Raw genomic sequence first — 14,322 nt, forward strand, 5'->3', positions numbered from 1 at the left:
GAATTGTAATTCAAGCCGTACAGTACACGAGAGTACTGGACGAACTGTTCGACGAAACACCGGCAGTACGTATCATTCCAGTGTCGTATACGGCAGTCAGTGGCTTAGCGTTTCAAACAGTAATTATTCTTATAATAACACCCAAATATAGTCTTCCATATGAATTTGGCACGATTCAGCCCATGTGGTATCCGTATCGACGCCGAAGTCCGCGGTCGAAGAGTTCAACATTGCGGTAGAGTGCTACATCGGTGGGGCTATGCCATCGTCAGTATGGTATGCTTCTCATCGTTTACCAATAATATCGAGGTAGATTCCATCTTCGAGCCGAATAAAGCGGTAGGAAGCTGTTTGGTCGATGCTGGATCAAGAGAAACGGACACCCGCATGGTCGATCAACACGTTAGGCACGCTGATTCATTGACTACAGTGCGGTCGGGTTTGGCTCCAGTTGTCAGCCAGACACCAATCTCTCGTACCGAACTTTGGACGGCAGCCGTACTCGAATGATACTGAATTACTATAGATAGTGAGTAGTATAGTAAAGAGGTAGCTATCCCGGTGATTATTCTGAACCCCCTTCGAAACCGGGTCGTCGAACCACGACCGAGTTCAAGGAGCGAAGGCTGTCGGTTGGCAGCAGTAGCGCCCGCGAAGAGGAGTCGTTACCAAACTATTGGTTGTGTCAGTGTATTCGTGTCGCTCGAGTCATCGGCGGCGAGTACCGAACAGGCACACGGCGTGGTAGTCACTGCTCAAATCACTTCAAACAGAATAATCAGATATCGCCCTATACAGAAAACTGGTGTACTAAACGCACGGTTGCAACCAATACCTACGGGTCATCAGCTGGCTGATCTCGGGTCTCGAACGAATCGAGCGGCAGAGCTGGAAACACATGGTGGCGTCTGAATCAGCCGAAATTAGTATCAATATCGACAGAAATACGAGAGTTATTCAGAACAGCGGAATCGCGCCCGTGAGGATGGCAACCGTCAGCATGACCAGCGACACGACCCACGCCCAGAGGAAGGTGAACTTGATGTGTTCGCCGAGGTCGACATCAGCAAGTCCGATCAGCAAGTACGTCGCACCGGTCAGCGGCGAGATCGGGAACCCGACCGTCATCTGTCCGATCAGCGACGCGCGAACAACTGCGACTTCGGGGATGCCGTACGCTTGAGCCGTCTCGGCTAACACCGGCAGTACGCCGAAGTAGTAGGCGTCGGGGCTAAAGACGAGGCTCGCCGGCATCGCGATGAGCCCGACCAGAGCGGCCATGTACGATCCCATCCAATCGGGGACGATCGAGATCAAGATGTTCGCCATCTCGGTGATCATTCCAGTCTCATTGAGAACGCCGAGCAGGACACCCGCCGCGAGGAGGATCCCGACGTAGGTCATCACGTCCGAGGAGTACTCCTCGAGGATGTTCCGCTGTTCCTCGTAGTCCGGAACGTTCACCACGAGGGCGATCACGAGTCCGGTCATGAAGACGATCGCCGGACTGGTGATGTCGAGCATCAGGAGCGCGATGATCGCGACCGTCACGAGGACGTTGAAATACCAGCGCCGGTTCACTCCGGTCTCGAGTTCCGTGCCGCCGTCAGTCCTGAGATCAGTCTCATCCCCGGCGAGGGCCTCCGTGACGAGCTGTTTCCGTTCGCTGTCAGAGAGGTCAAGATCTGTGTCGATCCGTCGGCTGAAGTAGTACGCGATCAGGAGAATCGTCGCGAATCCCGCGATCTGTGCCGGTATCAGCGGGTTGTAGACGTTTCCGACAGTAGCGGCATCGACGGAGCCGATCGCTCGAACCGTGACACCGCCCCACGGAACGAGATTCATCGTCCCCGCGCTCAACGCCGCTAGCGCGGCTAGAATCTTCGTATCGACATCGAGTGCCACGTAGATTGGCAGGAGCGCCGGAATCGTGATGAGGAAGGTCGTCGCGCCAGCCCCATCGAGGTGCGACGCGACCGCCAAGACCACCGTTCCGAACGTCAGCAGTGCGGGTCGGTCCAGGACGACGTGGATAACCCGTCTCACGAGCGGATCGAACAATCCCCTGTCCCGCATGATCGCGAAGTACCAGACGGCGAACGCGAACATGGCGGTGATCTCGACGATCCCACCCAGTCCGGAAGCCGCGAACTCCCCTAGTTCCGACGGCCCGAATCCGGCGACGAACGCGCCGAGGACTGGGACGATGATCAGGGTCGGCACCACGTACGTAATCTTCCCGATGATCAATACCAGAATGAGTGCAATCACCAGATAGCCGATGATGCCGAGCCCAGTCCCGTCGAGTTGTAACGGCACTACTGGCAGCGATTGTGTGATGCTAACTAACATCCTGTGTAGCTCCTATATCTACCTTAATAATTATTTTGGTATTCATTCACTCACTGCGGATAGCGACATCCCGAGACGGAATCTCCCGGATATCGTCCACACCGAAGTACATATGATCGGGCCAATAGATAGTTCAGAGCGGATGAAACCGACCCGTTCAGCGCTGTTCATACCCGGTAATCGTCCGGAATGGATCGACGATGCAACGACTAACAAGGCCGATCTCGTTATCATCGACCTCGAGGACGCCGTCCCGCCGGCCGAAACGGCTACGGCCAGAGACGATGTCTCGGACGCAGTCCCGACGCTTCGAGACGACGGCCAACGCGTCTTCGTCCGTATCAACGGCCATCCGAACGCGTCGGCCGACAGTGTCACCCAAGATCTCGAGGCGATCGTCCCCCGAGAACCACACGGGCTCGTCGTCCCGAAGGTCGCGACCGCAGCGGATATCGAGGAACTCGAGGCCGTCCTCACACATATCGAGCGACGGGAGGGGCTGGATATCGGGAGCACGGAACTCCTCGTGACGATCGAAACGGCACGGGCGATGAAACAGTGCTACGAGATCTGTCTCGCGTCCGACCGCGTCACGTCCATCATGTGCGGAGCCACGAAGGGAACGGATACGAACCGTGCACTCCGGTTCGATTGGACGGGGCCGGGCCGGCAAGGACTCGAGACAGTACACATGCAACAGAAGGCACTGCTCGACGCGAGAGCGGCGGGTATCGACTACCCGCTCGCCGGTCCGTACGTTGACATCGACGATCACGAGGGGCTGGTCGAGGACATCGAATTCGCTCGCGAAATGGGATACGAGGGATACGTCGTCGTCCACCCGTCGCACGTCCAGTACGCGAACGATCGGTTCACACCCGACAACGAGACCGTCGAGTACTGGATCGACCTCTACGCAGCGTTGCAGGACGCGATCGATCTCGGCGAGAGCGCGATCCGCTACCGCGGCGAGATGATCGATACGGCGAACCTCGAAACGGCCCGGGAGCATCTCCGGCGTGCGGTCGCGTTTCGGGACGAACTGGACGACGATGTCGCAGAGCGACTGCACGACCTTGAGGACATATCGGATTGAGAAACGATGCCGACTCGCGGGCAGTACAAATGGGAGGCATCACCGCGACCGACCATTCATCTCATTATCGATCGGGGTGAGCCGTTTCCGGCGACCCGACGACACCGCGCTCGATCAACGCCGCGACTTCCGCTTCAGTGTATCCCATCCGTTCGAGCGTCTCGTACGTGTCTTCGCCGACGCGAGGTACGCCCCGCGTGATCCCCGTCGTGTCGTCGCCGTACTTCACGGGATGGTCGATCACGGACAGTTCCTCGTCACCCGCCCGTATCTCGGAGCGCAGCTCTCGGTGTTTCACGTGCTCGTCGTCCCAGACCTCCTTCGTATCGTAGATCGGACCGCTCGGAACGCCGTAATCAGCCATCACGTCGAACCACTCGTCTGTCGACCGTGCGGTTAGTTCGTCTTCCAGAATCGACTCGAGTTCGTTCCGGTTCGTGCGCCGTTGTTCGGTCGTTCGGAAGCGGTCGTCGGTCGCAAGTTTGGGGCGGTCGATCGCGGCGCATAGCTTCTCCCAGTGGTGGTCCTGCACGACGACGATCGCGAGATGCGAGTCCGCCGTCTCGAAGACGCCGTAAGGGACGAACTCGTCCAGTTTGTTTCCCATTCGCGGATACGGTTCGTCCGTCGCGAAGGTATAGCCGGCTCTAACGGTCAGCCAAGAAAGCATACAGTCCAGCATCGAAACGTCGATGTACTGTCCCTCGCCGGTCCGTTCGCGCCGGAAGAGCGCGCCGAGAACGCCCTGGACCGCGTACATCGAACCGGCGATGTCGGCGATCGGAACGCCCGACCGATACGGTTTCGAGTCCGGCGGTCCCGTGATACTCATGTTCCCCGACATCGCCTGTGCGATGATGTCGAGCGCGGGGTACTCGGCGTAGGGACCGTCCTGTCCGAAGCCACTGATCGAGCAGTAGACGATTTCGGGGTTCCGCTCGGCGACTGTCTCGTAATCGATTCCGAACCGCTCCATCGCCCCCGGCCGGAAATTTTCGACGACCACGTCCGCTTCCTCGGCTAACTCGAGAAAGAGCGCCGCGCCCTCGTCGCTCTTGAGGTTCAAAGAGACGGATCGTTTGTTCCGATTGACGGATGCGAAGTAGGAGCTGAAATCGCCGACGTAGGGCGGGTTGTGACGGCCCACGTCTCCTCCCGTCGGCCGTTCGATCTTCACGACGTCGGCACCCATGTCAGCGAGTGTCATCGACGCGAACGATCCCGAGACAACTTGCGTCACGTCTAAGACGGTGATAGTATCGAGCATGTGTTTCGTATCCTCCAGTAGTCAGGCCGCCTGAACGTGGAACAGGGACAGTAATAAACGTTTGTACGAATCAGTGGATTCGAACGACATCGTCCGGCTTCCACCTAGAGAACGGCGACTCCATAACCGACCCCAGCACGCTCGTTCCGTATCGTCGCTCCGACGAGGAGTTACGTTTCACGCTGTGAATTATATATCGAATCGGTCAACTGAGAGTAACTCCTAAATAGTCGGCGACGAAAGTCCGGGACGACATGGGGACGGACGATCCAAACCGAACCGGTGATCGAGACGGCAGGAACACGATCAAAGCTGTCGATACGTCGCTTTCGATCGTCGAGGCACTTAAACAAGAACGGACGGCGAAAGTTAGCGAACTGGCCCAACTGACTGGGCATTCGAAAGCGAACGTGTACAAGCACCTCAACACGCTCAAAGCGCAGGGGTTCGTCGAGCGGGACGACGACGAGTTCCGGCTTGGACTCGGCTATCTCGATCTCGGCGGGCTGGTTCGGGAGCAACTCGAGGGCCAGCATATCATCAAGCCGAAGATCGCCGAAATCGCCGACAAAACGGAGGAGGTCGCCCAATACATGGTCGAATCGAACGGGAAATCGGTCATCGTCTTCAAGGAAGTCGGCCATCAGGGCGTGTCGCTCCGAACGAGGGTCGGCGCGCAGCTCCCGATCCATCAGGTCGCGTCAGGGAAGGCCATGCTCGCGTTCATGCCCGACGCTCGCGTCAACGAGATCGTACAGCGCCACGGGCTTCCAGCGGCGACGGAAAACACGATCACCGATACAGAGGCGCTCAAGGACGAACTAGCAGAAATCCGAGAACGGGGATACGCGACGAATCAGTCGGAGAGTACGAAGAAGCTATTCGCCGTTTCCGTTCCGGTGATGTCCGTCTCGGAGAACGTCATCGGAGCATGTACCGTTTCTGGACCGACCCATCGTATGAACGATACCGGAAAAACGTCACAGGTGGTCGAGACACTGCGAAGTGTGACCAACGAAATCGAACTGAACCTCGCTCATTCTTAAATTTCTCTCCATTCTTCGGTGCCGACTCTCTGTTACTATTATGAATTCTCCCACGGTTCAGCTATCGACGCTATACATTACATCCATACGAAAGTAAATCACAACGTTCGGTAGCCGCCATTTGCCGCCGGAAACTCGAGCGACAACCGACGGAATCGGAGAAAACGGGAACGGTAACTGCCGTTGACTCAAAATCGCGCTCGAGCAGAGAAACGAACGTAGCAGTACAACACGGGAGACAGTTATGTTCTACTGCCGTTCTCTATTAGTACCAGACCCTTGGTCGGATGGGGTGTCTCCGCTGAGTTTGCTGAATCGGTGGAGACGGGCCATATCGGGTCCTGTGCAGTTGTGAACGGAAAGACGATCGACATCTCACAACTGCGGCTGCCCTTTACCGACCACGAGATTGAACTCAGACGAGATCTCGACGGCTATAGTAGGCTCAGCAAGACGCTCAAGACGTTCAGCTGGAGACATCCCTTCTGTCGGCAGACAGAACGGGGATAGATAGCGATCAGACGAAACGAACACTCGGTCAACGAATGCTTCCAGACAGCAGGAGGAATCCAGTATCGGCGAGCAAAGACCGAGCGATAAAGATACTATATCTGATGTATTAATCGTACTATTTGGGAGATATCATTATCGACTCGAGTACCGTTCGGGAGTACCGACTCGAGATCAATGCCGGCCGTGACGGAAAGACGATTGGTTCGTAGTATTGGACCAGCGAGAAACGAACGTAGTAGCACTCTATACAGGATGTGATTTCTAAGGAGCATACTCGTGAGACGCTATAATCACATCTCAATCCCCACACTATAGCCAATTATTTGAATTATCTGCAGTAGAAGCAGACGATTGCATACATAACTGGTCGATATACCGGTGGGTCGGTCGCGACGTGAACGAATACCGGACAGTCTCGAGTTCCCGGTCGACTTCGGAGAAGCAATTACCAAAAGGTGACGAAGTCGTCATCGGTTCACTGCTATCTCGGATAGTAAAACAATATCTAAATACGATAGGTAGCTCGAGCGGATCGGAATCGGAATACCGTGATTGGTTGAAATACTGCACTGCTCCGGAACCGGCGAACTGACTACGAAGGAGCGACCGACTGACCCGGCAGTAATGCTCATCGAGGTAACATGGGTCAGAAGGCGCGATGCGTCTGTTCAGTCGACGCCAGTCCCCGCAGTTCCGCATCCAAGCGACTCGAGCGTAACCCAACCCAGTACGGGCAGGCTTCTCACTCGGAGTCAGCGAGTAACTCGCCGACGTAGCTGTCTTCCCACTCGCGGCGGGCCTCGAGTTCGCGTCGCCCGCGGGCCGTGACCGTGTAATAATTCGTTCGCTGGTCGAGTTCGCCTTTCTCGACGAGCCCTTTATCCACGAGAGTGTCGAGGTTGGGGTAGAGTCTCCCGTGATGGATCTCCTTTTCGTAGTACTCCTCGAGTTCCTCCTTAATCGCGAGTCCGTGCGGTTCGTCCTGTCCGGCGATCGTGTATAGCAAGTCTCGCTGGAAGCCAGTGAGATCGTACATATCGGAATTTCTGTCTATCGACGGATAAGGATTCCGAGAATACATGAGCGGAAATATAGAGAATTAAACCAGTTTTCGATCCGCGTAGGATCGGTTGAAAGGTCTACAGAAAGATAGGCACATCGTCGGCCGATAGAGAAATGAATGTGTATCGGTAGCAGCGTGCTACCTCAGTATGTAGCCAGTAGCGTTAGGTATCACTACATCCGACGTACCAATGGCGGGGGATGGATACGGTTGTCTATCCAGAACCGATCCGCTCCGAGACAGACCCTCGCCTTCTCGCGATCGTCACGTGAAATTCCCTAGATTGTCTCTCAGCGGACTCGTAGAGTCATTAGACCTGGTGAAAAGAGACGAGTGACGAGCCTGGTGGAAATCACAGCGAACAGGACAGTCCCGGCGTCGTTGAACGAGCGGCACGCTTTTAGGAGACGGTACAGACGAACTACTGTGGGACGCTACCAGCCGAGAAAACACGACTCGTTCATCAAATGCGATACGCGTCGCTGCGGGGCAAACAACGCTCCGGAAGGGGCCGCGGAGTACGATCCGGACTGTTGGCGGTGCGGGGAATCGTTGGGTGGAAAACCCGAACCAGGCGACGAGGTGACCGTCGATATCGTCGACGAGAAAGCCGACGGCACGCTCGTCTGCAAGACAGAAAGCGGGTTCGTCCTCTTTCTCGAGGCGGACATCGCGGCGATCGAGGCGACGGTCCGTGTGACGACCGTCGACGAGACGTACGGGGAAGCAGACCTCGTCGAAGCGGGCTCGTAGCTGGCACGGTATTCGCGACGGACGGACGAGACAGCAGATCGCTCTTGCTAATCGAGAGCCAAGCGGCGAGACGGGACGTGCTTTCGAAACGATCAGTCGGGAATCGGAGTCGACGGACAAACGGCAACCGCGAGCAGCAACCGATTTTCAGTTGGCAGTAGTGTCCTCGAGAAACCCCTCACTCGCGGAAGCCTGGCTTTCGAAGCGGAGTTGCCACTCGCAGGTTTTTCTCCTCGAGTGCGGGGGTGCAACCAGCCGGTGCAATTATTGCCAAGAACGAAGCCACCCGTAGTGTATGGCACATAGTCACAATATGGCAGACTACGAGGACGTTCGCGAGGCGTTCTCGTGGGACGAGATCTACGACGTGGCGGACTGGGACGCCCCCTCGTCGTTGAATATCGCACACGAGGTCTGCGATCGCCACGCCGAGAACAAGGAGAAGGTCGCGTTGTATCAGGTCGATACCGACGGGGAGTTGACGACGATGACGTTCTGGGAACTCGCCGATCGAACCGACCAGTTCGCGAACGTCCTCGAGGCGCTCGGCATCGAACGAGGTGACCGCGTGTTCTCGTACATGCCGCGGATCACCGAACACTACGTCGCGCTGGTCGGAACGCTCAAGCGAGGTGCCGTCTTCGGCGGGATCAACGAGCGGTTCGGCCCCGAGGGAATCGCCTATCGGCTGGACGACTGCGATGCGAAGGCGATCGTCACCACCGCGGCGAACCGCGAGACGGTTGCAGACGCACTCGAGGACGTTCCATCCGTCGAACACGTCATCGTCGTCAGCGACGACGGGACGGGACTCCGGCGCGGCGACGCGAGCTACCGGAGCGAGATGGCGAGCGCGAGTCGCGAGTACGAACCGGCCGACACGGGCGGCGAAGACGACGCGTTGCTGTACTACACCAGCGGGACGACCGGCCTGGCGAAGGGCGTTTTGCACAAACACCGGTGGGTCGCCGGTGTCGCCGCCACGCAGAAGTATGCGGTCGACCTACAGGAGGGCGATTGCTACTGGTCGACGGCGGATCTCGGCTGGCTAACCGGGCCGATCAACACCTTGGGCGCGTGGTTCTGGGGGACCGCACTGTTCACGTACGAGGGCGAGTTCGAGACCGACGCGTGGGCCGAACTCCTCGATACCTACCCCATCACGGTCCTGTTCTCGGTTCCGACGGCCTACCGCATGCTTCGCGAACACGAGGACGTCCTCGAGGGAGTCTCGCTGGACCTGCGCCACGCGCTGTCGATCGGCGAACCGCTCTCAGCGGGCGTCGTCGAGTGGGGCGAAGAGACTCTTGGAGTCACGATCCACGACACCTACGGCCAGACCGAGACGGGGAACATGATCATCAACAACTACCCGACGATGGAAGTTCGGCCGGGATCGATGGGCAAACCGCTGCCCGGGATCGAAGCCGCCGTCGTCGACCCCGAAACGGGTGAAGTGCTCGAGCCCGGCGAAACCGGCGAAATCGCCCAGCGCGGGGACTACCCCTGTTTCTTCGCGGAATACTGGAAGAAGCCCGACAAGACTGCGGACTGTTTCGTCGACGGACCGGACGGGAGTGAGCAGAGTGAAGCGATGCGATCCTCGTCAGATGGGGCGTCTGACGGCGAGTGGTATCTCTCGGGCGACCTCGCACACAGGGACGAGGACGGGTACTTCTGGTTCGAGGGACGCGCCGACGACGTCATCCTTTCGTCGGGGTACCGGATCGGCCCCTTCGAGGTCGAGAGTTCGCTGGGCGAACACGAGGCCGTCGCCGAGGCAGCCGTCGTGCCGAAGCCCCATCGAGAGCGAGGCAACATCGTGAAAGCCTACGTCGTTCCCAGCGAGGGGACGACGGGCTCCGACGAGCTCGCAGCGGAGATCAAGACCCACGTTCGAGAAGAACTGTCGGCACACGAGTACCCCCGCGAAATCGAGTTTCGAGAGGAGCTTCCGAAGACAGTCACCGGGAAAATCCGCCGGACGGAACTCCGAGACGAGACGGCAGACGACGCCGAGACGAGGTGAGACCGACCGATCGCGGCTCGAGACGCTAATCGGATTGCCGATGTCGAACTCACCCGCATGGAGGTAAACGGCGAGCACCCCGGGGCGCTCACCGTCGGCGTCGTTGGGGACGACCAGATAGGCTTGGATTCGCTCTCTCGGTGCAACCTCGTCCTCGAGGAGTCGGCGCTCGAACCCGTCGGCAGCCGTGACTGAAACGGTCTCGATGGCCGGATCGGGCCGGTCGGGAAGGATCCGAGAAAGTCCAGAACCGCGTGCGAGTGACGTCCATAGCGGGGCAACGGACGAGGAGATCACAAAGACAGCCGTCGTGTCTAGTTTGTCTCACTCTGCTAGGTCGCGGCGGCTTGAAGATAGGTTTCTGCGGGTTATAGTTCGTCGTAACTAAAATAGATTGAAATCGACAAGATACATCTTTTATATTCTCAGTTATACTTTTGACGGCGTCTCGAGTTACCTGTTTTTCGTATCGAGATCGGAGTCCGTATCGGCGGAGTACTGGCTCGAGATGCTGTGTGCCATCGACGAAAGGTGTGGTAGCTTCGACGTAGTATTTCTCTATTACTTCTTGTAAAATAGCTCGATCAATTGTTTTTAGACATCAATACCCCATATATGGAGAGGATTGTTCACTATATAGGCCATATCGAACAAACGATGAGGTTGGTGACGATCAATCCGGATCACAGTTCTGTCGAACGAAACGCGATTCGGATTCGGGTCAGTTGCTAGCTGTAATCGGCTCTCTGTAGCAGTCGTACACAGCCTTCCGTGATCTCTCGGCAGAATATTTCTATGATTATCTAACTGCATTCTAAAATGATAGTTTGGCGGAGTCGAATCGAATATCGGACTCCATCAGCTGCCGCGGTGTCCGTTCTCGATTCTTTCTGCTCTCAGTTACAGAATGTTGCTGCACGGACGACTGGGTTCGGAGTATCGCAGTCGCCCGCGGACCGAAAACGAAGTCTTCTTGCATTCAGCCGGGGTGGACAGGAATGTGAACATCGGAATCGGATTCGCCGGCCTCGGTGCGCTGCTGTACGGAACGTCGTTGTTCGTGATGAAGCGGTGGTTCGCTGACTACTCGTCGCCGGTTTTCCTGTCGATTACGTACGCGCTCTCGATGGTCCTCTATCTTCCGGTGGCTATCGCCAGCGATGCGCCCTTTCTCCCTGCATCGAATCGGGTCAATGCCCTCGGATCGATTTTCGCAGTGACTGCGTTGACGGCACTCGCAATGGGATTTCTGTTCCGCGCGATTCGAATCGGCGAAGTGTCGTACGTCTCGCCGATCAGTAAAATAATTCCGGTATTCGTCTTACCCCTCGAAGTGGGACTCCTCAGACAGCATCTGTCCGCGCTCCAGATCGGGGGCGTGGTCGTCGCAACCGTTGCGATCTACGTCGCCAATTGGCAGGGAACGACGTTCTTCGCCCCGCTCAAACAAGCCGCCCGATCGCGGCCGGCCCAACTGGCGCTGCTATCGGCGGCGACGTTTGCGGTCGTCGACGTCGGCAAGCGCGTGCTGATGCAAGAGCTAGCGATCGCCCCGACGACGTACGTTCCGTTGATGTTCATCGGGATCACCGCGATAATGGGATCGCTGGCGACCCGTTCTCGCTGGCCGGACGACTGGTGGCGCGATCTGCCTTTCTTCCTCGTCACGGCGCTGATCATCACGCTCGCGAATCACATCGTCTTGCTCGCCTTCCAACGACTGCCGGCAAGTATCGTCTCTCCCGTCGTCAACGGGCAAGCGATCGTCGCCGTGATTTTGGGAGCGATTTTCCTCGAGGAGTCACACCTCCGGGCCCGGCTCGTCGCCACCGGCTTAGCCATCGTCGGCATTACGATGATTTCGGTCGGGTGACCCGGCGAGTCGTCTGCACGTGCGCTCCAGGGCGGCTGCTTCCCGTCGGCAAGACGGCCAACGGGCCTGTCTCGAGAACGAAACGTCGGAAGATCGACTAGGTACTAATTTGCATCTCTCAAACGCTCGAACGGGGTCAGCAGTGACCGGTGCTCGACTTCGAGGCGAAAGCACTCCATCGTTACAGCGATAGGGTAGTAAACTACCTTCGAACGGTGACAGTCCGCTTCGTTCAGCAGAAACGATTCGGGACCGATCAACAGGCAGCGATACGCTCTCGTTCGGCAGTTCGTCAGGATCAAACACGGACTGCAAGCCCGGCTGACTCAGGCAGTCGGGTTCACAGCGCACTTCTGCCCCCTTCAGTCACGCCGAGTCGGACGATTTCATCGAGAAATCGGGCCGAGAGCGTCGCGGTCGTTTCCGTCTCGCAAACGCCTGGTCGTTCGCCGCTCCAGTGTGACGGTCGATGGCTGGCGAGACGAGTGACGAGTGCCGGTAGCGGTGCGTATGTCCTCGAGGCGGGGAACGGTCGAACCGACACTCGGTTCGAGACGGGAAGGTATAAGTCTCTCTCGGCCGTCATTTCGAGTGTGCTCGATCGAGACGACTACAGGCTCGGATTCGGGACGTACAGCCTCACTGACGAAGACGGAATCGACGCCCTCGTAACGGCGATCGAATCTGGATACCGCCATCTCGACACGGCCCGTCTGTACGGGAACGAAGCAGAGGTCGGCGAGGCCATCGCTCGCGCCGACGTCGATCGAGACGACCTGTTCGTCGCCACGAAGATTGCCCATTTCGAGGAGCCCGAACGGACACCGGAGTACGTTCGAAACGGCGTCGAGGAGAGCCTCTCCCGGCTCGGAATCGAGACGATCGATCTGCTCTACCACCACTGGCCCCGCGGCCAGGACGATATCGAGACCGTACTCCCCGTCTTCAACGACCTCGTCGAGGCGGGACAGGTCGAACGCGTCGGCCTGAGCAACTACACGCCCGCCGATCTGGAACTCGCCGACGACCTTCTCGAGGACTCGCCGGACGCGGTCCAAGCCGAAATGCATCCGTTCTTGCCCCAAGACGACCTCCGCGCAGCCGTTCGGGACCGCGACGCGTATTTCGTCGCCTACTCCCCGATCGCGCAGGGCGAGGTGTTCGACAGCCCCGAAATCTCGGCCGTCGCCGACAAACACGACGTGAACGAGGCCGTCGTCAGTCTGGCGTGGCTCCTCTCGAAAGACGGCGTCGTTCCGATCCCGCGATCGAAGACGGCAGACCACATCCGGGGCAATCGAGAGGCGCTCGAGCTTGAGTTGGACGACGAGGATATCGAACGGATCAACGGCATCGATCGCCGACTCCGCTGTGAGGACCCCGAGTGGATGGAGTGGGAGTGATCGATCTCGCGACGGTCTCGCCGTAAGACGGCGGATTCGTTCGGGTTCGTTTTTCAGCGACTCGGTCGAATGTGTCTTCCCACCCCTCGCGATCACAGTCACTGCTAGGCGGCGTCTTTGACGGCTTCGAAAACGAGTCGAAAAATGCGGCTACCGAGTGAGTTCCGCGAGCCCGACCGACACGTCGTCTCGAGACGTTATGCTAGCGATCTCGATGAGCGTCCCTCGGTCCGGTCGAGACGGACCACGATTAGCGGCTGACGCTGCTCGCTTCGCCTTTCGTGTCGTAGGTCCGGATGAGGTCGGCGATGAGTTCGACGTCGAGCGGGCGGGGTACGGACAGGTCGGTGACGTCGGCTCACACACGATCGATCTGGCGCACTGGCTTGTCGGGGACATCGACGACGTGAGCGGTCGGCTCGCGACGCTCGTGGACGAGCGACCGGTCTCCGACGGCGATGGCACGCGGTCGGTAACGACCGGCGACATCTATCTGGCGACGGCATCGTTCGAGTCTGGTGCGGTCGGCGTCTTCGAGGGCTCGAGCGTAGCCTCCGGTCACAAGGCGACCAACGCGATCGAGATCATCGGCTCCGAGGGCGCGATCCGGTTCGATCTCGAGCGGCTCAACGAACTCGAGGTGTACGACGCCGACCGGCGGGGCTACGAACGGATCCTCGTCACCGACAAGGACGATCCGTACGGCGACCGGTGGTGGCCGGCCGGCCACACGATCGGCTGGGAACACACAGTCGTCCACGAGAACTACGAGTTCCTCCGCGCGGTCGCGGGTGAGGGCGAGGACATCGTCTCCTTCGACGAAGCGCTGACGGTACAGCGAATCGTCGACACGATCGTCCAAAGTGACGAACGGGGACAGCGGCTCGCGGTCGAAACCGACGGCTGATCGGGTCGGCTCTCCGTCGC

At 58.3% G+C, this 14,322-nt stretch carries 11 protein-coding genes; 8 read left to right on the forward strand and 3 right to left on the reverse strand.

The features are described from left to right. Positions 1–957: 957 nt before the first annotated feature. Positions 958–2,352, reverse strand: a complete 1,395-nt coding sequence (locus tag ACJYUO_RS17200) for a CitMHS family transporter (RefSeq protein ID WP_494346564.1) — start codon at positions 2,350–2,352, stop codon at positions 958–960. Positions 2,353–2,494: 142 nt separating this feature from the next. Here ACJYUO_RS17200 and ACJYUO_RS17205 point away from each other — a divergent pair, with 142 nt between their 5' ends. Beyond that, a complete protein-coding gene (locus ACJYUO_RS17205) occupies positions 2,495–3,448 on the forward strand; it encodes an HpcH/HpaI aldolase/citrate lyase family protein (protein WP_494346565.1) in 954 nt (317 codons plus the stop codon). Between the two features lie 64 nt (positions 3,449–3,512). On the opposite strand, the gene ACJYUO_RS17210 is transcribed toward ACJYUO_RS17205, so the two are convergent. Next, positions 3,513–4,715 (reverse strand): CaiB/BaiF CoA transferase family protein, encoded by a 1,203-nt coding sequence (locus ACJYUO_RS17210; protein WP_494346566.1) that lies wholly within the window; start codon positions 4,713–4,715, stop codon positions 3,513–3,515. A gap of 254 nt (positions 4,716–4,969) precedes the next feature. Between ACJYUO_RS17210 and ACJYUO_RS17215 the strand changes: the two genes are divergently transcribed. Further along, the gene (locus ACJYUO_RS17215) at positions 4,970–5,761 is read left to right on the forward strand and encodes an IclR family transcriptional regulator (protein ID WP_494346567.1); all 792 of its coding nucleotides are present in this window, start codon (positions 4,970–4,972) and stop codon (positions 5,759–5,761) included. A gap of 1,255 nt (positions 5,762–7,016) precedes the next feature. On the opposite strand, the gene ACJYUO_RS17220 is transcribed toward ACJYUO_RS17215, so the two are convergent. Next, entirely contained in the window at positions 7,017–7,310 is a 294-nt protein-coding gene (locus ACJYUO_RS17220; RefSeq protein ID WP_006433200.1) for a PadR family transcriptional regulator, read from the reverse strand. 453 nt (positions 7,311–7,763) lie between these two features. On the opposite strand from ACJYUO_RS17220, the gene ACJYUO_RS17225 reads away from it, so the two are divergent. From ACJYUO_RS17225 to ACJYUO_RS17250, 6 genes are all read left to right on the forward strand, one after another. Further along, positions 7,764–8,090: a TRAM domain-containing protein gene (locus tag ACJYUO_RS17225; RefSeq protein ID WP_494346568.1), complete on the forward strand. Its 327-nt coding sequence runs from the start codon at positions 7,764–7,766 to the stop codon at positions 8,088–8,090. Between the two features lie 295 nt (positions 8,091–8,385). Next, entirely contained in the window at positions 8,386–10,119 is a 1,734-nt protein-coding gene (locus ACJYUO_RS17230; protein WP_494346569.1) for an acetate--CoA ligase, read from the forward strand. A gap of 57 nt (positions 10,120–10,176) precedes the next feature. After that, positions 10,177–10,314 carry a hypothetical protein gene (locus tag ACJYUO_RS17235; protein WP_494346570.1) on the forward strand — a complete coding sequence of 46 codons (138 nt, stop codon included), beginning with the start codon at positions 10,177–10,179 and terminating at the stop codon, positions 10,312–10,314. 805 nt (positions 10,315–11,119) lie between these two features. Continuing rightward, positions 11,120–11,992 (forward strand): DMT family transporter, encoded by an 873-nt coding sequence (locus tag ACJYUO_RS17240; protein ID WP_494346571.1) that lies wholly within the window; start codon positions 11,120–11,122, stop codon positions 11,990–11,992. A gap of 593 nt (positions 11,993–12,585) precedes the next feature. Further along, the gene (locus tag ACJYUO_RS17245) at positions 12,586–13,395 is read left to right on the forward strand and encodes an aldo/keto reductase (RefSeq protein ID WP_494346572.1); all 810 of its coding nucleotides are present in this window, start codon (positions 12,586–12,588) and stop codon (positions 13,393–13,395) included. 214 nt (positions 13,396–13,609) lie between these two features. Next, positions 13,610–14,302 carry a Gfo/Idh/MocA family protein gene (locus ACJYUO_RS17250; protein ID WP_494346573.1) on the forward strand — a complete coding sequence of 231 codons (693 nt, stop codon included), beginning with the start codon at positions 13,610–13,612 and terminating at the stop codon, positions 14,300–14,302. Positions 14,303–14,322 lie beyond the last annotated feature (20 nt).

The sequence above is a fragment of the Natrinema sp. CRL1 genome (assembly GCF_059162405.1).